Below are 20,707 nucleotides of genomic sequence, written 5' to 3' on the forward strand. Positions count from 1 at the left end.
TGTGGAAGCGCTGTGAGGCGTTAAGCTAACCTGTACTAATTGCCCGTGAGGCTTAACCATACAACGCCCGAGTGGTTTTGTATAAATAGCTCTGACTAAACATGATTGACTCATTAGAGTGACGATAAATCAAATTTTTACCTTAGAGCGAGCAGCCTTGAGCTTGTCGCTTTAACGGGTTTCCGAGTTACCTTTTTCGCTTGGCGGCCATAGCGTTGTGGACCCACCTGACTCCATTCCGAACTCAGACGTGAAACGCAACTGCGCCGATGGTAGTGTGGGGCTTCCCCATGTGAGAGTAGGTCACCGCCAGGCACCTAATAAAGCAAAAGCCCGATTCGAAAGAGTCGGGCTTTTTTGCGTTTAAGGGCCCGACTGCTCCGCCCCCATGTGCGTCATATCTCTGTTGATATCATTAATAGCCCTTAGGCTGCCCCGAAGGGCGGAGGGCATGACTACAAGACGTAGCAGGTAGCTCGCTAGTATTTCTCCGTTTGTTGGTTTACTAACAAAGCTCACAAAAACAACAAGTTAATTATTTGTTAAATGGCAGTATTTCAGTGGCTTATAAGTGGCCCATGGTTTGCTGCGTGTCACTACGGCTAACGTCACTATGTAGAGGGCACCTGTTGTGACATCACCAGATCAAACAACGGATCGTTACATTTCATTTTGTGGTATCCAATGTGACGCAAACGCAGATAAGCTCATCGAAATGCTGAAATTGAATTTATCGCAAAAGAAAGGCGGAGGGACTTGGGGCCAGTACTTCGAAATGAAGTTCCAAGAGCAGCATTCAGTTGGCTCTGACAATCTGCATTTCATCGGTAATCAACTCAATCCATTGTATGAATACTTCGAAGCGTGTGGCGATAGCGAGGCAGAAGCCTTGTTATATCAGATTGAGCAAGAGTGCTGCTGAGCATGGCGTTGCTCATGTTTTTGTCACAGCGATTTTGTTAAGGTACTAGTTAGCAGTTACACCTTTGAGAACTCCCAATGCATATCTTACTGACCGGTGCTTCATCAGGCATTGGCCGAGCCCTTGCTGTGGCGCTTGACGCCGCTGGCCATCAATTGAGCTTGTGTGGCCGTAATCCTGAAAAGCTGCAACAAACGTTGGATCAACTAGCGCACCCTGAGCGTCATTTTGTCCGTGCGTTTTGTTTGAGCGATTTCGATGCCATCGCTGAGTTTGCCAGCAGCGCCCAAGAGCGCAGAGCGATTGATGTATTGATTAATTGCGCTGGTTTAAATCATGCCAGGGGAGCGGGCCATGAATTGCCGAAGCAAGAATTAGACTGGATGCTGACCATTAACTGCCATGCGCCGATTGCGATGATGCAAGCTGTGGTGCCTGATATGCTCGCGCGCGCTAGTGGCATGATAGTCAATGTGTTGTCGACCGTGTGTTTATTCGCGAATCCCAATTTGGCCGGTTATACCGCTTCGAAAGCAGCGCTCGATGCTTATTGCAAGGTCATGCGCAAAGAGTTGCAGCCTCAGGGTGTGCAAATGCTGTCTGTTTATCCGGGCGGGGTGGATACCGATTTCCGTAGCCAGCAACGACCGGAGTACTTGTCGCCAGCACAAGTCGCAGAGGCCATTGTGCCGCATTTGAGTACTAAGGCACATGTTCATGAGCTGGTGTTGCGGCCACAGTGTGAATCGAATTATTGCTAATGAAAGTCTCGTGAGTGTACCGCGAGCTGTTCAAGGGCGCTGGTACGATCAATCAGGCGCCCTGCAACAATATGAATCACTGATTCTTCTCGCTCAAGAATGCCGTGAACTTCCAGCAACTTGGCTTGCAAGAAAGGCTTACGTTGCTCTCTGGCAGTATTGAGCCAGACCACCACATTGATATTGCCAGTGTCATCTTCGAGCGTGACGAAGGTGACGCCACTGGCTGTTCCCGGTCGCTGGCGGCCAACCACAAGGCCGGCGACGCGAACCAACTCGCCATGACTAAATTGAGGCAGCTGGGCGGCACTGATGGTCCGCTTAAACAACTGTTGTTCTCGTAATAACGTCATTGGGTGACGCCCCAAACTCACTCCCAAGTGTCGGTAGTCTTGTAGTAAGTTATCCACTTCGCTGGGGATACTTAAATAGTTGGCGCTCTCTGGTTCGGCAACGGTTTGTTCGATGTTGGCAAACAATGGTGTGTCATTGGCTTGCGCGGCAACCTGCCAATGAGCCTGATAGCGGTCGCCAGTTAGCGGATTCAGTGCGCCTGCTGCTGCTAGTGCCTGTTGTTCATGACGAGGCATTGCGCAGCGCTGCTGCAGTTCAAGCAATGAGCTGAATCCTTGTGACGGCCGATGGTGACAAATTCGTTCGGCTAACTGTTTCGATAGTCCTTTGATCAAGCGCATGCCAAGACGAATGGCTGCTTGCTGGTTATCATCGGCAACCAATTGGTGGTCCCAGTCGCTTTGATTGATATCGACAGGCAGTACCGTCACGCCATGTCGGCGCACGTCCTGTAGCAACTGCGATGGTGAATAAAATCCCATTGGCTGACTGTTAAGTAGGGCACAGCAAAATGCCGCTGGATAATGACGCTTGAGCCAAGCAGAGACATAAGCCAATAACGCAAAACTGGCGGAATGGGACTCGGGGAAGCCGTATTCACCAAAGCCGAGAATTTGCTTGAAGATACGATCAGCAAAGCTGGTCGAATAGCCATTCGCAGCCATGCCCGTGCGCAGTTTATGCTCAAATTTCGCTAGCTTGCCATTGCGTTTCCAGCTTGCCATCGCTCGCCGTAATTGATCGGCTTCGCCCGCACTAAAACCGGCTGCTACCATCGCCAATTTAATCACTTGCTCTTGAAAAATGGGTACCCCCATGGTTCGTTCGAGTACCGCTCTGACCGCTTCATTGGGATAACTAATGGGTTCTTTGCCATGACGTCGGCGGAGATACGGGTGAACCATGTCGCCTTGAATTGGCCCTGGCCGGACAATGGCAATTTGCACCACCAGATCGTAGTAACAGCGCGGCTTCAGGCGCGGCAGCATATTAGTCTGGGCGCGCGATTCGATTTGAAACACACCAATGCTATCGGCCTGACATAACATGTCGTAAACGGCGGGTTGCTCCCATTCAACCTGGCTCATATTTAATTGCTGACCGGTAAACTGATTGATTAAATCGAAACTACGACGAATTGCCGTCAACATTCCCAGTGCTAGCACATCAACCTTTAATAACCCGAGCGCTTCCAAATCATCTTTATCCCACTGGATCACGGTGCGGTCTGCCATCGCGGCATTTTCGGTTGGTACCAGCTGATGGAGTGGTCCAGCAGAAATAACAAAACCGCCAACATGCTGAGATAGGTGGCGCGGAAAGCCGATGATTTGCTCGACCAGCTGGCGAAAATGCCGAATCAAGTGATGATCTGGCGAGCCCAATAACCCCAGCTGTTGGCGCCAGTCTTGCTGCTTATCACGACGATCAACATTGGCCATGAACTGATCGAGTTGACTGTCAGCGAAACCCAGCGCTTTGCCAACGTCTCTGACTGCACTTTTGAAGCGATAGCTAATGACGGTTGCCGCTAAAGCGGCCCGGTCACGACCATATTTTTGATAGATGTATTGAATGACTTCTTCGCGTCGTTCGTGCTCGAAATCAACATCGATATCGGGTGGCTCGCCGCGCTCCTTGGAGATAAAGCGTTCAAACAGAACCTGAATTTTGCGCGGATCGACTTCGGTAATACCGAGGCAATAACACACCACCGAATTCGCCGCAGAGCCGCGGCCCTGATAGAGAATTTGCCGTTGTTTAGCAAACCGCACGATGTCTTCAATGGTTAAAAAGAAATGGGCGTATTCGAGCTCCTCTATGAGTGCCAGCTCCTTAGCGATGATTGCCTGAATCGCTAGTGGCACGCCATCGGCAAAGCGTCGCTGCTGACCTTGAGCAACCAACTGGCGGAGGTGACTCATCGGCGTATGACCGGGTGGAACCAGCTCCGCCGGATACTGGTAGCGCAGCTCATCCAAGCTGAATTGGCATTGCTGTGCCAGCAGATAGGTTTGCTCAATGTGCTGTTGTTGAAATAATCGATAGATACTGGATTGAGGCCGCAAATGGCGCTCAGTGTTGGTACTGGCTTGTGCCAATGTTTGTTGTACCGACTGGTTCAGTCGAATGCTGGTGAGCGTATCGAGCAGTGGTTGACGCTTGGGATCGTGCATCAGTACGGCTCCGCATGCAGCAACCGGAAGTTCGATAGCCTCAGCAAGGGCGCAGAGTTGTTGGTAGCGCAACTTATCATTGCCACACAACGGTCGAGTGGCTAATAACCACAAGCGCCCTTGTGACCAAGACTGGAGCCAATCTAGACTGGGTTGCCAGTCATTCGGATGGGGGTGAGGTAGCCAACCAATGAGCGCGGTTTTCAGTAGTTGTTCGACGTCATCTCGATGCAGTTGATAATGACCTTTCGGGCAGCGCATTTGGCCGCGAGCGATCAGCTGACTGAGTTCGCTATAGGCCTGTTTGTGTGGTGCCCATACCACTAATTGTTCGCCTTCCACTAAGCGGATATAGCTACCAATAATTAATGGTAAGCCAAGCGCTTTGGCGCAAACATGGGCGCGAACGACGCCCGCTAACGAACATTCGTCGGTGATTGCTAGCCCTTGATAGCCAAGTTCAAAGGCGCGCTCCACTAGCTCCTCGGGGTGTGATGCGGCGTTGAGGAAGCTGAAATTGGATTGGCAAAACAGTTCGACATATTGAGTCATACTGAGCTACCCAAACCAGCCATGGAGAAACCATTGATTGGCTGGTGTTCGAAAGACCCAGCACAGCTGCCCATGCTGGTCGACTGCAACAAAATAGTCTCGCTGAATGGCACCGTCATCCCACCAGCCACAAGCAATGCGCTCGGGTGCTGACTTAAGCTCCCAGGGTTGATTGGGTAGCGGTATCGGCTTAGGTAGCAGCCAGACCGGTCGATTGGCACTATCTTGTATATGATCTCGACCGTTATCTTGGACATCACCTCGGCCACTGTTTTGAGTGCCAGCAGTGATTGGCGTGTCACTTTCTGTGACTAACTGAAAAGCGCGTTCGGGGCGAGGATCAGCAGACAAAACGAGGTGCTTGACGTCGCTTGGTGCGAGACGGCTACGAAGTCGGTTCAGTAATTGCCCGCCATCGAGGGCATGGCTATTGGTGGCAGCAAACAAATCGGTTGCTGGCTGTTGTTGCGGAACTAACTCGGCAGCAACCACCTGAATGCCGATCACCGCCTCAGGTAACGACAGTTGCTGTAATCGCAGTCGGGCGAGTATGAGGAATTCACTGGCCTGATGCTCAGGCTGAGCTAAGCGTAATGATATTTGGCTATCGGTTTGTTCCCGATGTTGCAAGATGAGCTCGACGGCACAGGCTGCCAGTTGCCGCCGACGTAAGTAGTGATTCAGCTCTTTGAGCATATGCTGCAAAGGAAATAATAAGCCGTTGCTATGGTTGATTTCATGCAAGCAGTGCCAGTTGCGGACAAACTGAGCGGGCGGTTCAAACCAGCAATGATCATCGACTTTGTCACCGTTTAACCGCTCCAACCAAGTTGCGATCTCGCCGCTAAAACGCCGCCGCCACTGAGCCATGGGAATGTTGGTTAAATCAGCCAGTTGTTTGATGCCGACATCAGTCAATGATTGTTGCTGCGAGGCCGATAGCGGTAATTGTTGTAGTGTCAGTTGTTGCAGCTGCTGGTTGAGCTGCTGGGTAGAGGCTAATGGTAAGTCATAGCCTGCTCGGGCTAACACGTAAGCGGCCATTGGTGTCGTACCAGCGGCGGCATGAAAGCGTAATTGCCTGCTTTGTAGCGCCTGTTGTAACTGTTGCCAGTAGTTTGCTCGGCCACCAAATAAACGCCACATGGTGGCAACTTCGAGCAGCAATCCTTGCTCAAATGACAGCGCTATTCGGGCGCACCATTGGTAACAATAGTCAGCAATTTGCGCCAAGATCTGTTGTTGTTCATTGCTGCGCTGCGGCTGTAGCTGTAATTCTGGATCAAGCTGCAGGGCCGTGGTAAATACCATGCCGGTTTGCACCCCGCTCGCTTGTGCCAGACGGCAGTGCTGCCAAACTCGCTTGCCCTGATCCAGTATCGCAATGGGAGTTTGTGGGTTCTGCAGTGATAACTGATCGGCCTGTAAATGTGGAAAGTGTAGATACAGCCACACTGGTAAATTGGGGCTTGCCATCGCAATGCCTCAAGCTTGTTGGGCAAGTGGCTTGCCTGACCAAGGCCCTTGAATAATCTGGCCGGTAGGCTGGTTGCTGTTGGTTATCTCGTCCGTTGATGGATAAACCGCAGTGACTTGAATCGGCATTGGCTCTGGCGCCCAGCCGCCACGGCGCTTGATGCAATGCACTTGTATTTGTTGCTCATCAATGGCGCTGAGTTTAAGGCGACAGGCTGCTGGTGATGACTGCGTTGCAACGTTGCTGGGTCGCATCAGCCAGAGCTGTGATTGGCCTTGCTCGGCTGCCACTTGTAAGCGGCGAATATCTTTTGATGCCAGAGGCTGAGAGCCATCAAGCCATGCCATCACGGCGCTGCAACTACCACTTTGTAATGCTTGCTCGGCAGCCCATAGTTGTTGTTTAACATCGTTCGATTGCACTAGTAGTTGTTGCGATACATTCAGACCGGCGTCATGGAGTGCTGGCGGGTAGGGCACAAAAGGTGGTGCTAACCATAATTGCCACTGTGATGAGGCGGCTTGTTGTTGGCTCAGTTGCGCAAGGGTAGGCAGTAGGAGTCGCAGCTCTCCGAGCCCCTGGCCATCATACAGTAGCTCGGTTGCCTGCCCTTTCGGCCAGCCACCAAGGAGTAATTGATCAAGTGTGGCAATACCACTACTTAAGACTTGCTGAACCCGCTGATGATTGGTTGCCCGCCATAACCGGCCGGCATTCAGTAGCGATTGTAAACTCACCGTTTGCCTCCGAACGCAGAAAAATATAACTGTATATATATACAGTATCAGTGAGTTTGCCATTCGGCAAGTTTGTTATCACCGTTTAGTGATTGGCGTGATGGGCAATGCGTTCTTTAAAAGCTTGCCAAGCGAGACTGTCATGTTGTTTGCAACCAAGAGGAATCCACTGCTTGCCCGTCAATTCGGAGTCGAGTTGGCTAAGATCTTGAACCAAATAGCAGTCTCCAGATTTCATTCGTACAATCGAAGTGCCATCGGCATGGCGAATTTCCGAAGCGATAGGGTGATCCTTAGGGTACTCCGGCGACTCTTCACGGCGAGGTCGAGGCTTAGAAGGAGGCGCTTGATTCTGTAAATGCTCAGGTAAATCAGCAGTGCTGATGGATGGCGGTAATAGCTGTTGCCAAGTTGAACTCTCTTGCTCGGCAATTTCTGATGCGTGCTTTTGGGGGCTGCGAGGCTTGAGCAACTGGCTAATTTGTCGCTGAGTTTGAGCCGATAGGTTGGGCTTGTTTATTACTTCTGGTTCAGCAGTCACGGCAGTATCGCTTGGTTGAGGGGCTACAGGGTCTAGCTGAACAGTTTCGTGTTTTGGTTCGTGCTTTGGCTGGTGTTCGACTGGTGGTTTAGTGTGAGGTGCTGGGCGGATAATGAGTTTGGCTTGAATGGGTGGCCGCCGCGTAGTCACCGACGGTTTTGCAGCTGACGTCACAGTCCGCTGCAGCAAACCGATCAACAGTAAATGCAGTAGCGTAGAAATAACCAACAAGCTGGCAAACCGCATCCATCCTTGGGGCATGACGACAACCGTTATTTGTCATAGAGTTAGTTATCTATGACAACAAAAATCGTTATGTGTTAGATCATGACCTGTGAAATTTCACACTGTTACCATGCGCAGCAAGACGATGGGGCGCCGGAAAAACGTCGGAGTCCAGCAAAACTGAGAGAAAACGAGTTGTGTTAACCGTTGCATTTGATCGCCAGATAGACCCTGTGATTGAGCTGCTTGAGCTGCAGCTGGGGCGTCTTCAGTGTCCGCAACAAGAGAGCTTGGTCCAGCTAGCCGTTGCCATTAGCGAGATCCCTGCACTGGCGTGGTTACAGGCTCAGCGAGGTTTTCCCAAAATTCACTGGCATTCACGCGATGGCAGTCATGAAGTGTCTGCGGTGGGGAGCATCGATCAATGGTGGTTAACCGAATCACAAGCTAAGCGCGCCAATTGGCAGCGTCTTTGCCTCGGTGAAGTAACCGCAGAATGGCGCTATTACGGCGGCCATGGCTTTAATCCAGCCGACCCTCGGGTCACTGCACAAGGCGGCAATCGGCTGCATTTACCACAATGGGAATATCGTCGTATTGGCGAATCTTCCTGCCTCATTTTTAACTTACGGCTGCAGCCTAATCGTTATCAACAGCAACTCTCACAAGCAAAGCAAGATTTACAGCAACTGCGAGCGGTAGCGCCATTATCACCGCAGCCGCTTACTATCCTGAGTCAGCAGCACACCCCCAATTATCAGGACTGGCAACAGCGCGTACTAGAGCTGACTTCAGACGAGCAACAGGCGCGAACTTCAAAAGTCGTACTGTGCCGCGAAACTCGGCTCGATACCGAGCAGCTGGCCAACCCTTGGAGCTTGCTGGATAGTTGGCAGGCGCAGCAACATGGCTGTTATCGTTTTGGCATTCAAGTCGATGAGCAACAAGCCTTTTTTGGCTGCTCGCCGGAGCGGTTGTTTTTACGTAAGCAAGACAAGCTTTACACCGAAGCATTGGCTGGCACTTGTGCGCGTGGTCAGGATCAGCAGCAAGACCATATCCTCGCAGGGCAATTGCTGATGGATCGCAAAAACATCTATGAAAATCAGCTGGTCGCAGATGATATTGAGCAGCAGCTGACGCCGTTGGCAAGCCAGATTGATATTGAGCCTGAGCCCCATTTAGTGCCGCTGGCACAAGTCAGCCATCTATGCCGTATTATCAGTGCCCGACTGCGGCCAGATATTAGCGAACAAGCCTTGCTACAGGCATTGCATCCGACTGCGGCGGTGGGCGGTTTACCTCGACAAGCGGCGCAAGCCTACTTAGCCCAACATGAGGCAGTGAATCGCGGTTGGTATGCTGGGGTTTTTGGCATGATAGGTGAGCAGCGCAGTGAATTTTGTGTCACCATTCGTTCCATGGTCCAGCAAGGTCAGCAGTTGCAACTGTATACCGGTGCTGGCATTGTCGCTGGCTCGGAGCCAACTACCGAATGGCATGAGCTCAACAGTAAACTAAAAAGTGCCATGAGTGTTGTGCAACCTGCATGAGTTCGATCTTCCCCACTGCTTTTAGCCACCATAACCAGTTATGGGCCAGCTTATTGTTGGAAGAATTGGCCCGTCTGGGCGTCCGCCATGTTTGTCTGGCGCCAGGCTCTCGTAGCACGCCACTGACCTTGGCTGCGGTCGCTAACCCTAAGTTACAGTGCCACAGCCATTTTGATGAACGTGGCTTAGGCTTTATGGCGTTAGGCTTATGCAAAGCCAGCGCTTCGCCAGTGGCGGTGATTGTTACCTCTGGTACCGCGGTGGCCAACCTTTACCCGGCAGTGGTTGAGGCCTTTCAAACCCAGCAACCATTGATTCTATTAACGGCCGACCGACCAGAAGAGCTGATTGATTGTGGCGCGAATCAGGCCATTGAGCAGGTTGGTATTTTTGCTCACTTTGTTGTGGCACGACAAAACCTGCCAGCCCCCCATGCCAGTGAATCGGCCAGCGATTTACTAACCCGCATTGATGGCATTTACCAGCGTTGCTGCGTACAGCCGGTACGCGGCCCCATTCATCTTAATTGCCCTTATCGAGAGCCTTTGTATCCGACGGCGCAACAGCAAGACTTCGCTGCCGAATTAGCTGAGTTAAATGAGTGGCGACAGCATCAGCAGCCATTCGTTAGGGCTGAATTGAATGATCCTGAGCCGGTCGTTTTCACGGTTCCAGCATTGCCTGGGGTGATTATTGCTGGCGCCTTGGGCCCAGATGAGCAAGCCGCGGCGCTGAAGTTACAACGTCAACTCGGCTGGCCTTTGTTGGCGGATGTCCAAAGTGGTTTGAGAGGGCAAGCGAACGTCATTAACCATCCTGAATTGGCGTTGGCGCAACAGCCTGCTGCCCTGATGCAGGCAAGGCAATTTATCCTGTTAGGCGGTCGTCTGATCAGCAAATCGTTATTGCGTTGGTTGGAGCAGCACGAATGGCATCATTCGGTACAAATCAGTGATCATCCCGGCCCGTTCGATGCTGGTTTGGTGATCATGCAGCGGCTCAACTGCCGTGTTGACCAGTTTGAGTTAAACAATCCACCCGTTCATCCGCCAGCCGTTTGCGTGAGTGATGCCATTAACCAAGCGAGTCGATCATTGTGGCAACCCGACGAGTTATCGCTGAGTGAAGTGAATCTGGCTGCTCAGCTCCAGTTCAGTATGCCGGAACAGGGGTTGTTGATGCTGGGCAATAGCCTGCCGGTGCGGTTGTTTGAGCAGCGTTTTAGCGGCCGCCAGCAGATCATTACCAGTCGTGGCGCCAGTGGTATCGATGGCCTTTTGGCGACTGCCGTGGGCCTTGGCAAACATGATGCGAGTCGGCCATTAACCTTGGTACTGGGCGATATTTCACTACTGCATGACTTGAATTCATTGGCTCTGTTGAGTCAATTGCAGCAGCCTTTGGTGGTGATTGTGTTGAACAATGATGGTGGCAATATCTTTGATTTGTTACCGGTGCCTGATGGCCGCACGCTCGATCAATATTACCGAATGCGCCATGGCTACCAGTTTGCAGCGGCTGCTGAGCAATTTAATCTCAATTACCAGCGGCCAGCCGATATGGCCGAATTCCATCAGGGCTATCAGCAGGCCCTCGCGTTGGCTCGGCCGACCTTAATTGAACTGCTAACTGAGCCCGGCGAAGCCGCCGCCGATCTGAAGCAGGCCATCGCCGATGCCGCAGCACTTACACGCTGAGTTAATTGGCGCGCCTGTTTCCGCCGACCGACCTGTGGTGGTGATGCTCCATGGGTTTTTGGGCCAGCATCAGGATTGGCTTGCGGTGGTTGCGCCTTGGTTGCAGCAGCACAGCTTCTTGCTGGTGGATTTACCCAATCATGGCAATAGCCCCACCACAACCAGAAGTCATTCGGGCTTTCAACAGTGGTTGCAATTGTTCGCCAATACCCTTGCTCATCATGGCGTTGAGCACTATTTATTGATGGGCTACTCCATGGGCGCCCGATTGGCGATGGCAACCGCAGCCACGCAGCCAGCAGGGTTACGGGGGATACTACTGGAGTCGGGCCATCCCGGTGACATTCGTTGGAACAAACGTTTGGCGCGTCATCGCTGGCATCAGCGCTGGCAAGCGCGCTGGTTAACGCAGCCGAAACTGCAAAGCTTGCAACAATGGTATCAGCAAGGGGTATTTGCCGATTTAAGTCGGCCACAGCGACAGCAGCAAATTCATCGTCGCCTGTTGACCATTAAGCCTTGGCGCTTGGCGAGCACGTTGGCGCAGCTATCCCTCGATCAGCAAGATGATTATTGGTCGCTACTCGCTTGTGATCGCAGTAAAGCCGACAGCCTGCAGGCAATGCCGATTCATTACCTTGCTGGTGGCCAAGACCGGAAATATGCCAAACTGGCTGAAAAGATGAAGCAAACCGGTTTGCCGGTTCGAGTTCATCTGCTAAAACATGCAGGCCATAACATTCATGCTCACCAGCCTCGGCAGTGGCAGCAGTGTTTTCAGTTATGGTTGCAAGATTGTTTACCACAAGGACTTATTCATGCTCGATGAACAAACCCTCTATGCGCCAATCGACTGGCAAGAGGTCAGCGAAAAATCGTATCAGGACATCCGTTATCAAAAAGCCGAAGGCATCGCTAAAATCACCATTAACCGACCGCAGGTGCGAAATGCTTTCCGCCCGCAAACGGTGAAGGAAATGATCGATGCGTTAGCTGATGCCCGTTACGATGCGGCCATCGGCACGATTATCCTGACTGGTGAAGGTGAGCTGGCATTTTGCTCCGGCGGTGATCAAAAAGTTCGTGGTGACTACGGCGGCTACCAAGATGATCAGGGCACCCATCACCTTAATGTGTTGGATTTTCAGCGTCAGATCCGCACTTGCCCTAAGCCAATCGTGGCGGCAGTTGCTGGCTATGCCATTGGTGGTGGTCATGTGTTGCATATGATGTGCGATTTAACCATTGCCGCTGACAATGCTCGCTTTGGCCAGACAGGTCCCAAAGTTGGCTCCTTTGACGGTGGCTGGGGTGCGAGCTATATGGCGCGTATTGTTGGACAAAAGAAGGCGCGTGAGATTTGGTTCTTGTGTCGCCAATATGACGCTCAGCAAGCACTCGACATGGGCTTGGTCAATACCGTGGTGCCGGTGGCTGAGTTGGAGCGAGAAACAGTGCGTTGGTGCCGCGAAATGTTGCAAAACTCACCGATGGCATTGCGTTGTTTGAAAGCCGCGCTAAATGCCGACTGCGATGGGCAGGCCGGTTTGCAGGAGTTAGCAGGTAACGCCACCATGCTGTTTTACATGACCGATGAGGGCCAAGAAGGTCGCAACGCCTTTAATGAAAAACGTGCGCCGGACTTCGACAAGTTCCCCCGTAATCCATAACGGTTATCGGTTAGTGGGGGTGTACTGCTATGACATCCCCTTAACACAACCGCTTCAGCTGGCCCACGGCAGATTGCAGCAGCGCCAAGGGCTACTGCTGAAATTTGCCGATCAATCTGGCTTCTACCATTGGGGCGAAGCTGCGCCGCTGCCCGGTTTTAGTCGGGAAACACTCACCGATGCCATTGATGCGCTGTGGTCATGGCTTGACCGTCAGCTGTCGTTTGAGCAATTGCCGCCGAGTATTCAGTTTGCCATTGATATGGCGACTAGCGTTGTCACCGAGCGCTTGGCTAAGACAGCCGAGGTATCGACCCAGTCAGTTCCTTTGGCCGCTCAGTTGGTGACAGCAAATGAGACGCCTCAGCAGCTGGCTCCTCTTGCTAAATTGAAAATCGGCAGTGCTAATGTTGATGCCGACATCAATCGCTTCAACCAGCTGCAACGCCAATTCCCAGCAACGCGTTGGCGTCTTGATTGCAATCAGCAATGTTCGCTACAGCAAGCCGAGCAGTTTTGTCACAACGTCGATTTATCGGTTATCGATTTTATTGAAGAGCCTTGTAGTCACTTAGATGAAACCGTGGCGCTGGCTGCTCAAGGTGTGCCGGTGGCGCTGGATGAAACCATTCAATCAAACCAAGTTGAATTAGCCATGTTTAGTGGCTTGCGGGCCTTGGTTTGCAAACCAACATTGGTAGGCGCCTTGACTCGGTGCCAGCAATGGCAGCAGTTCTGCCAGCAGCATGAGTTGGCTTTTATCGTCAGCGCCTGTTTTGAAAGTAATTTGACCAATGATTACTTGGCTCGCTTGGCCAAACTGTGGGCGCCAGAGCAAATCCCAGGGCTTGATACGCTCAAGGCGCTCGGTGCTGACTTAATCCACCCGCGAAGCGCAGATCCTAGCTTGCCGCTGTTGAGCGAAGCCGAGCTGGACCTTGTTTGGAAATTGCCATCATGAGCCAAGTAAGTTCGGTCACCTTACTTGCGCCATCGCCAAACGCAGCAATACAAGTGGGTGATATCACCCTAAGTGCGGCTGATTGGTGCCGCGCCAGCGATGAGTTACGGCAATTACTCACTGTATCAAGTCAGCCCAAGCGGTTGGCGGTCTGTTCAGAGTCTCCCTTTGATTTATTGTTACTGGCATCAGCTTGTTTAGCGGCAGGCTGGACCTTTGTTCCCATCAGTCATCGTTGGCCGTTGCCACAACGGCTCGAACTGGCAAAGCGAGCCGGCGCCGATTATTGCTGGCCCGAGCACGGCTTTACCACTGATGATGGCTTGCCGCTATTGGTTATCGAGCATCCACTTATTGGGTTGGCGTTGAATGGTGAGTTGAACACCGAGTGTTCTTCTGCGAGCCGAATCGCCCGTTGGCTGCAACAAGGCTGCCAGCTTGATGCCGCTATACTGCCAGCGATAGCGGCACAACCAGCGCTGGAGGCGACTATTTTAATGACCTCCGGCAGCAGTGGCATGCCCAAAGCCGTATTGCATCAGTTGTCATCTCACTTGAGTGCGGCGGCGTTTTGTAACCCGATCTTAGAATTATCTGCCGCCAGTTGCTGGTTGCTGTCATTGCCGATGTTTCACGCCGCCGGTTATGGCTTATTTATTCGCTGCTTATCAAGTGGCGCACGTTTAGCCATTGCTGATCCGAAGCTGCCATTGTTTGAGCAGCTGCAACAGAGCGCCGCGAGTCACTGCTCGCTAGTGGCGACGCAATTACAACGTTTGTTGGCGTTACCGGCGTTTCATACCGACCATTTGCCGCTGCGCCACATCATGCTCGGCGGTGGTCCTGTTGCTGAGGCCTTGATCCAACAGGCCTCGCAACGGGGCTTTAAGCTTTATCTTGGGTTTGGCATGACCGAAACAGCTGCAGCGATTGCCTTATCACCGGTTACCGCCGATGGCGGTATTGATATCAGCAATAACGACAACATATCGCTCGGTGATGATGGCCAAATTAGGGTCAGAGGTCCGCAGCTCGCCAGCGCTTATGTTGAAGGTGATTATCGCAAAGCGCTGGTGGCGGAAGACGGTTGGTTTGCCACGGGTGATTTAGGCCGAGTCGAAAATGGCCGCTTGTTTGTTGTCGGTAGGGCGGATAATCGTTTTATCTCTGGCGGCGAGAACGTTCAGCCTGAAATGGTTGAGCAGACTCTCAAGCAGTTACCAGAGATAGAACAAGTGCTGGTGGTACCTGTCGCCGATGACGCCTTTGGCCAGCGGCCGGTTGCCTTTGTGCGTTGGTACCAGCAACTTGATGACTCAGCAATACAATCCTTTTTAGCGGCTCACTTGCCCAAGTTTATGTGGCCCATTCGCTGGCTCGACTGGCCGAGCGAGCTCGATGCGGTGAAGCCGAATCGAGCGGTGCTGAAGCAATTAGCACAAAGGTTGGTTCACTAACTTTCTTTGGCGTTTACCGCATCAAAGTCGGCTTTGATACTCGCAGGTGGCTCGGCACTTAACCGCGAGCCAATGACAATGGCAATGACCGCCAACAGTACGCCGGGAACCATTTCATATAAATCGAACAAGCCACCGCTCAGTGGTCGCCAGATCACGACCGTCAGCCCGCCCACGATCATGCCGGCCAAAGCGCCGATGCGCGTCATCCGGCGCCAATAGAGCGACAGCAGTAAGACTGGGCCAAACGCCGAGCCAAAACCCGCCCAAGCATAGGCGACCAGATTTAATACTGAAGTGTCGGGATCCCAAGCCAAGGCTGTTGCCAGCAGACAAACCACGACTACGGTCAAGCGTCCAGTCCACACCAGTTCTTGTTGCGACGCGTGGGGTTTTAGCCAGCGACGATATAAGTCTTCCGTGAAAGCAGAGGATGAAACCAACAGTTGCGAGTCGGCCGTGCTCATTACCGCCGCCAGAATAGCCGCCAATAGCACGCCAGCAATCCAAGGATGGAATAACAAGCCCACCATCTGAATGAAGATAGTTTCAGAATCTTGTAACGCTGGCATTTGATGCTGGTGGAGGTAAATCAAACCACACATACCCACTAGCAAGGCACCAATTTGGCAGAGTAGGTTCCAGCTGACAGAGATTTTTCGTGCCGTGGCAATGGCGCTATCTGATTTAGTCGCGGCAAAGCGCGCCAAAATATGAGGCTGACCAAAATAGCCTAACCCCCACGCTAACAGAGAGATAATGGCGATGGCTGATAGCGGAAAGCCATCGGCGTCCGTCATGCTATTCAGTAATTGCGGATTGATATTGGCCAGCGATTCAGAGGGACTGCCGTTGAGTTGCAGCAGAATCACCAATGGCACTAACAGTAGGGCCACCATCATCAGCAAGCCTTGCACCACATCGGTCCAGGTTACCGCCAAAAAGCCGCCAAACAGGGTATAGGAAACTACGCAGACGGCGCCAACCACCACGGCCACATGGTAATCCATGGCAAACACACTGGCGAATAGTTTACCGCCGGCGACCAGTCCTGAGCCGGTGTAAAACAAGAAGAACAACAAAATGACTATGGCTGCGATTAATTGCAGCAGCCCCGATTGATCGGCAAATCGCCGTGATAGGTATTCGGGAACAGTCAGCGCATCTTGGCAGCGAATAGTGTACCGACGCAGGCGTCTGGCCATCAATCGCCAGTTCAACCAGAAACCGAGTAGCAGGCCTGCTGCGAGCCAGAGCGCTTCTGCACCAGCAGCATAGGCGTAGCCGGGTAGCCCGAGTAATAGCCAGCCACTCATGTCCGAGGCGCCAGCGCTGAGCGCAGCAGGCACAGGGCCGAGGGAGCGACCGCCGAGAAAATAGTCGGAAACACCTTGGGTCTTGCGATAGGCCCATACTCCGATTGCCAGCATCATGATGAGATAAGCGGCAAAGGTGAGTAATACAGACATATCGGCAGTAGGCATTTGGACGATTCCTTTGGGCAACTGAGAATAACGATCAAGCCTAAGACATCTCAGCCAGAAAAAGCCAGTAGCAAATAAAAATGACTGTTGGGCGTGATCCTGCTTGCATCTCGCCGATTTGCATCAATCCGGTATCACAACCTGCGACAAAAGGGTTGGCGACTTGTCAGATGCTCTTATATGCCTTAAACATCAGTCAAACAAGGTAGTTCAGCCATTCCTATGGAGTTAGACATTTGCGCCATTAGCGCTGCCGATACATTGGCCATTCGGCTGCCAGTGCTTCGACCTGGGCGGCCGGCCTCGAGTGCGGTTTTTGATGGCGATGAAGAGCCGTCCACCATTCACTTGGGAGCCATTGTTGATGATGACATTGTTGCGGTGGTCAGCTTGATGAAGACGCCGATGGTTGAGCAGATCGATCAAGTGGCCTATCAACTCAGAGGCATGGCCACTCAGCCCCAGTGGCAAGGCCGCGGGTTAGGGCGACAACTGTTGGCGGCCTGCAATCATGCAGTAGACCAAGCTCAGGGCGATATTATCTGGTGCAATGCCCGCTCCCATGTCGTTGGTTTTTACCGAGCGGCTGGTTATCAAGCTATTGGCGCACCCTTCCACATTGTTGATGTAGGTCAACATCAGAAAATGTTTTTGCCCCTACCATAACTTCCTGAAAGTGTTAGATCTAATGTTCTTGATAATTGTTCGTATTTGCATTAAGCTTTGCGTCATACTTTTGAATTGAGGTTCACCATGTACGTTTGTTTATGTCACGGTATTACTGACAAAGACATCCGCGAGGCAGTTGCTGGCGGAGCGACGCGTATGAGCGAAATTAAACGAACGCTGAAAGCGTCCACCCAATGTGGTAGCTGCGCGATGCAAACTGCAGCCGTGCTGCGTGATGAATTGGCCAAAATAGACACGCCATTCTACGACGCTGCTTAATTCTGATTACCAAGTAAACTCCGCTCGGAGTTTATCTATTTCTCGATGACACTTTCCTGTTAATTCTTTTCGATTTGAGCAACGTTACCGTCTTGACCATGAAGCAAGTCGGGTAATGATGCTCAAACCAATTATCCAATCAAGTCAACGCCGGCTACCCAGGCCGAAACCATTTTGTAGTTCGATATAGGTGCCTAAACACATTTGTTTTTCTCGCACATGGCGCGGCTTGGCTAAATCGGCAGTGAAATTGTTGCGGAGTACAGGAACGGTGGGTGGGGTGAAAAGTGATTTCACACATTCATTGATCCATTGGGTGCAGTGTCTAATCATGATGGGCTCTCTTTGTTGGCTTGTGGCCGTTTCAGCCTATCTGCCAAATCTGAACCCATGCTGAATGGTCCGCCGCTATTGTCTCAATTCGTTGTGGCTGCCGTAAGTCGTTATTGGGAAATGCTCGGTAATTAACATCACCGGCTGGCCGTTCATCACAATTCGGTAGCAGCGCCACACTTCATTGTTTTGCTCATCAATGCCCCAATCCAGCACTTCGCGCAGGGTTTCACTTCTGGCCTGACGTAATGCTTTGCCGATACCCGCCTCATGCTTTTCGATGCAGGCAAGTGTTTGCGCGGGCACTCGCTCAGCGAGGATCACAGCGGAAGCCCTAAGATAAGTGGTGGCAGTTGATTTACCGACGATTTGGGTGCTGCGACAAATCACTTCATCGCCTGGTGAGGCATCGAGCATTAATAAATCATGATCAGACACCGGCGCCGTGGTTTGAACCACTTGCGCGGCTACGGCTTCGTTAAACCAAGCCTCGAGCATGTTAGAAATGGTGCCGTCTGCGCTGATAAGTACCTTCAGCAGTGGCGGCAATTGTGCGTCTTTGGTCAAAGCTTGCTACCCGTTACCAATAAGGCAGGCCAGTTTAGCAGCGACTAATTAAATAACAAAGGCAGCAACCATACCGAGGCCGCGGTGATCAGCGCGGTGGCGACAAAGTTGAGCATCAAGCCTTTGAGAGCCATTTGTTTGATCCGTAATTCGCCCGATGCAAAAACAATAGCATTGGGAGGCGTCGCCACCGGCATCATAAAGGCGCAACTTGCAGCTAATGCCGCCGGAATGACGATACTTTGGGGGGCGTATCCGAGCGATACGGCCACCGGCCCAAGCAGCGGTAGGAATCCGGCGGTGGTGGCGGTATTGCTAGTTACTTCGGTCAAAAAGACTATCGCGGCGGTAACCACTAAGATTAGCAACCACAGCTGGCCGCTACCGGCTTGGCCAATGCTGGCGCCAATAAATTGTGCCAATCCGCTGGACTTAATCATTCCGGCGAGGGCAAGGCCGCCGCCAAATAGCAGCAATACACCCCAAGGTAATTTTTGCGTGGTTGGCCAGTCGAGCAGCCGTTCGGCCTGGCCGTTGGCCGTTTTCTTGCTGCTGGGAATAATGAATAACAAGGTGGCAGCAACCATCGCAATGGTGGTATCGGAGATTGGCAAGCCGGTCCATTGCGCCAGCGGCACCCGCAATATCCAGCCCGTGGCGGCGCCGACAAAAATAATCAGCACCCGTTTTTCATGGCGATGGAGTGGGCCGAGTTGTTGCAATTGTTGTTGGAACAGGGCGTGCGTTTGCGCTGAACCACTGCCTTCCAAACCTGAACGAGTGAGCCAGTACCAAGCCGCAAGCAACATCAGACAGCACATCGGCAGCGCAAATAACATCCATTGGCCAAAACCAATTTCGATTTGATAGGTGTCGCTCAGGTATGCCGCGAGCAGTGCATTGGGGGGCGTGCCGATCAGGGTCGCAACGCCGCCGATACTCGCGCTATAAGCGATCCCCAGTAGTAATGCGGGTGACAGCTCAGAGACATCATGATCCACCTTGAGCAATTCGATCACCGATAAGGCAATGGGCAGCATCATCACCGCAGTGGCGGTGTTTGACATCCACATACTCAAAAATGCGGTGACTAACATCAAGCCGCCGACTTGCATCCGAGGGTTAGCGCCAACCACTGTCATTGTGGCCAGTGCAATCCGGCGGTGTAGATTACATTTTTCCATCGCCAGAGAAAGCAAAAAACCGCCTAGAAACAAAAAGATCAGCGGGTGAGTGTAGAGTGAAGCAACCGCTTTAATCGGCAGAATATTGAGCAATGGCGCTGCGGTCAGTGGCACCAGCGCGGTCACTGCAACCGGTACGGTTTCGGTGACCCACCAGACCGCCATCATGATGGCCAACCCTGTCGTTAGCCACGCTGTGGTGGATAATTCAGGAGTAGGTGGCGGAACCAGTATGGTGATCAAAAGGCACGCGCCCCCTAACCATAATCCCCAGTAATTGCCGGTTGTTTTGGTCATCATCAACTCTGATTGCGAAGCGGTATTTTCAGCTTAGCTGAGCGCGATTAGGACGGTGTTAAAGCGCTCGTTAGTTGCTCGAGTTATTGATAAGGCGCAAGCTTTCGTTCGAAATTAACTCCTTGCCAGCCGTTGAGTTTCTGGTCAATGTGTCTCACAATAATGCCCGAACACATCTGATATATAGCCTGAAAACATAGGGCGCGAAGCTATGGCACTGTCGAATCCACTCGAACAAGTTTTTGCTGCAATCGATGCGGTTAACCAAGCCGATCCAAACATGGAACTGCTGGAGGATATTGAACTACCAGCAGCACTACTTTACGGCACCCGCATGACCAGCATGCAAATGCGGTTTGCCCCCAAGGCAACCGATGTCGTGCAGATCGCCGCTCGTGCTCAGCACATCAAGCGCTGGGCGATCCCTCGTGCAGACTTCCCTGCCGGTAAAAAAGGCTATTACGACTGGCGTCAGACGCTGGGTAAAAAACATGCCGAATGGACTGCGGAAATCCTGCAATCACTTGATTTTGATGATAATACAATCGCCAGAGTGGGCGCGTTATTACGCAAAGAGCGGCTCAAAGCTGACCCTGAATGTCAGCAACTTGAAGACATCATTTGCCTCGTGTTCTTGGCCCACTATGCCGAACCATTTGCTGTCCAGCACAGCGAAGAAAAGGTGATTGATATCCTGCAAAAAACCTGGCGCAAGATGTCTGCAGAAGGGCACGCTTATGCGCTTGAGCAAAGATACCCTGCCGCGGTTCAGCAATTAATTGAAAAAGCGCTGGCGTAGCGCTTTTTCAA

Annotated in this window: 18 protein-coding genes and 1 rRNA gene; 12 read left to right on the plus strand and 7 right to left on the minus strand. The window is 52.1% G+C overall.

Features of this window, described 5'->3' with window-relative positions; translation table 11 throughout:
- Positions 1-199 precede the first annotated feature (199 nt).
- The 3 genes from rrf (at position 200) to IC617_RS18085 (ending at position 1,683) form a co-directional block, all read left to right on the plus strand.
- A 5S ribosomal RNA gene (gene rrf, locus IC617_RS18075) occupies positions 200-315 on the plus strand.
- Between the two features lie 316 nt (positions 316-631).
- On the plus strand, positions 632-922 hold the full coding sequence (gene cowN, locus IC617_RS18080; RefSeq protein ID WP_191146395.1) for a N(2)-fixation sustaining protein CowN: 291 nt from the start codon (positions 632-634) through the stop codon (positions 920-922).
- A gap of 77 nt (positions 923-999) precedes the next feature.
- The gene (locus tag IC617_RS18085) at positions 1,000-1,683 is read left to right on the plus strand and encodes an SDR family NAD(P)-dependent oxidoreductase (protein ID WP_191146396.1); all 684 of its coding nucleotides are present in this window, start codon (positions 1,000-1,002) and stop codon (positions 1,681-1,683) included.
- Here the strand turns inward: IC617_RS18085 and IC617_RS18090 are convergent.
- From IC617_RS18090 to IC617_RS18105, 4 genes are all read right to left on the minus strand, one after another.
- Entirely contained in the window at positions 1,680-4,766 is a 3,087-nt protein-coding gene (locus IC617_RS18090; RefSeq protein ID WP_191146397.1) for an error-prone DNA polymerase, read from the minus strand. The two genes, IC617_RS18085 and IC617_RS18090, sit on opposite strands and share 4 nt — an antisense overlap.
- Before the next feature lie 6 nt (positions 4,767-4,772).
- Positions 4,773-6,242 (minus strand): Y-family DNA polymerase, encoded by a 1,470-nt coding sequence (locus IC617_RS18095; protein ID WP_191146398.1) that lies wholly within the window; start codon positions 6,240-6,242, stop codon positions 4,773-4,775.
- A gap of 9 nt (positions 6,243-6,251) precedes the next feature.
- Positions 6,252-6,980 (minus strand): translesion DNA synthesis-associated protein ImuA, encoded by a 729-nt coding sequence (gene imuA / locus IC617_RS18100; RefSeq protein WP_191146399.1) that lies wholly within the window; start codon positions 6,978-6,980, stop codon positions 6,252-6,254.
- 85 nt (positions 6,981-7,065) lie between these two features.
- Positions 7,066-7,782 (minus strand): hypothetical protein, encoded by a 717-nt coding sequence (locus IC617_RS18105; RefSeq protein ID WP_191146400.1) that lies wholly within the window; start codon positions 7,780-7,782, stop codon positions 7,066-7,068.
- Positions 7,783-7,943: 161 nt separating this feature from the next.
- Here IC617_RS18105 and IC617_RS18110 point away from each other — a divergent pair, with 161 nt between their 5' ends.
- The 6 genes from IC617_RS18110 to IC617_RS18135 are packed head-to-tail and all read left to right on the plus strand — an operon-like array spanning position 7,944 to position 15,084.
- Entirely contained in the window at positions 7,944-9,299 is a 1,356-nt protein-coding gene (locus tag IC617_RS18110) for an isochorismate synthase (RefSeq protein ID WP_191146401.1), read from the plus strand.
- Positions 9,296-10,996, plus strand: a complete 1,701-nt coding sequence (gene menD, locus IC617_RS18115; RefSeq protein ID WP_191146402.1) for a 2-succinyl-5-enolpyruvyl-6-hydroxy-3-cyclohexene-1-carboxylic-acid synthase — start codon at positions 9,296-9,298, stop codon at positions 10,994-10,996. Before IC617_RS18110 ends, menD begins: the two co-directional genes overlap by 4 nt.
- The gene (locus IC617_RS18120) at positions 10,974-11,825 is read left to right on the plus strand and encodes an alpha/beta fold hydrolase (protein WP_191146403.1); all 852 of its coding nucleotides are present in this window, start codon (positions 10,974-10,976) and stop codon (positions 11,823-11,825) included. The genes menD and IC617_RS18120 overlap by 23 nt, the downstream gene beginning before the upstream one ends.
- Entirely contained in the window at positions 11,815-12,666 is an 852-nt protein-coding gene (menB, locus tag IC617_RS18125) for a 1,4-dihydroxy-2-naphthoyl-CoA synthase (protein WP_087507277.1), read from the plus strand. The genes IC617_RS18120 and menB overlap by 11 nt, the downstream gene beginning before the upstream one ends.
- Positions 12,620-13,627 carry an o-succinylbenzoate synthase gene (menC, locus tag IC617_RS18130; RefSeq protein ID WP_191146404.1) on the plus strand — a complete coding sequence of 336 codons (1,008 nt, stop codon included), beginning with the start codon at positions 12,620-12,622 and terminating at the stop codon, positions 13,625-13,627. Before menB ends, menC begins: the two co-directional genes overlap by 47 nt.
- The gene (locus IC617_RS18135) at positions 13,624-15,084 is read left to right on the plus strand and encodes an AMP-binding protein (RefSeq protein WP_191146405.1); all 1,461 of its coding nucleotides are present in this window, start codon (positions 13,624-13,626) and stop codon (positions 15,082-15,084) included. Before menC ends, IC617_RS18135 begins: the two co-directional genes overlap by 4 nt.
- On the opposite strand, the gene putP is transcribed toward IC617_RS18135, so the two are convergent.
- Positions 15,081-16,568: a sodium/proline symporter PutP gene (gene putP / locus IC617_RS18140; protein WP_191146406.1), complete on the minus strand. Its 1,488-nt coding sequence runs from the start codon at positions 16,566-16,568 to the stop codon at positions 15,081-15,083. The two genes, IC617_RS18135 and putP, sit on opposite strands and share 4 nt — an antisense overlap.
- A gap of 222 nt (positions 16,569-16,790) precedes the next feature.
- Between putP and IC617_RS18145 the strand changes: the two genes are divergently transcribed.
- Together IC617_RS18145 and IC617_RS18150 are read left to right on the plus strand one after the other, a co-directional pair.
- Positions 16,791-17,234: a GNAT family N-acetyltransferase gene (locus IC617_RS18145; protein ID WP_191146407.1), complete on the plus strand. Its 444-nt coding sequence runs from the start codon at positions 16,791-16,793 to the stop codon at positions 17,232-17,234.
- An 87-nt stretch (positions 17,235-17,321) separates the two neighbouring features.
- A complete protein-coding gene (locus IC617_RS18150; protein ID WP_191146408.1) occupies positions 17,322-17,516 on the plus strand; it encodes a (2Fe-2S)-binding protein in 195 nt (64 codons plus the stop codon).
- A gap of 408 nt (positions 17,517-17,924) precedes the next feature.
- Here IC617_RS18150 and IC617_RS18155 read toward each other — a convergent pair whose 3' ends face one another.
- Together IC617_RS18155 and IC617_RS18160 are read right to left on the minus strand one after the other, a co-directional pair.
- Positions 17,925-18,416: a chorismate--pyruvate lyase family protein gene (locus IC617_RS18155; RefSeq protein ID WP_191146409.1), complete on the minus strand. Its 492-nt coding sequence runs from the start codon at positions 18,414-18,416 to the stop codon at positions 17,925-17,927.
- A gap of 44 nt (positions 18,417-18,460) precedes the next feature.
- The gene (locus IC617_RS18160) at positions 18,461-19,900 is read right to left on the minus strand and encodes an SLC13 family permease (protein ID WP_191146410.1); all 1,440 of its coding nucleotides are present in this window, start codon (positions 19,898-19,900) and stop codon (positions 18,461-18,463) included.
- Between the two features lie 208 nt (positions 19,901-20,108).
- Between IC617_RS18160 and IC617_RS18165 the strand changes: the two genes are divergently transcribed.
- Positions 20,109-20,696: a DUF4202 domain-containing protein gene (locus tag IC617_RS18165; RefSeq protein ID WP_191146411.1), complete on the plus strand. Its 588-nt coding sequence runs from the start codon at positions 20,109-20,111 to the stop codon at positions 20,694-20,696.
- Positions 20,697-20,707: the final 11 nt, after the last annotated feature.

The organism is Neiella litorisoli (assembly GCF_014773395.1).
Classification (GTDB): domain Bacteria; phylum Pseudomonadota; class Gammaproteobacteria; order Enterobacterales; family Neiellaceae; genus Neiella; species Neiella litorisoli.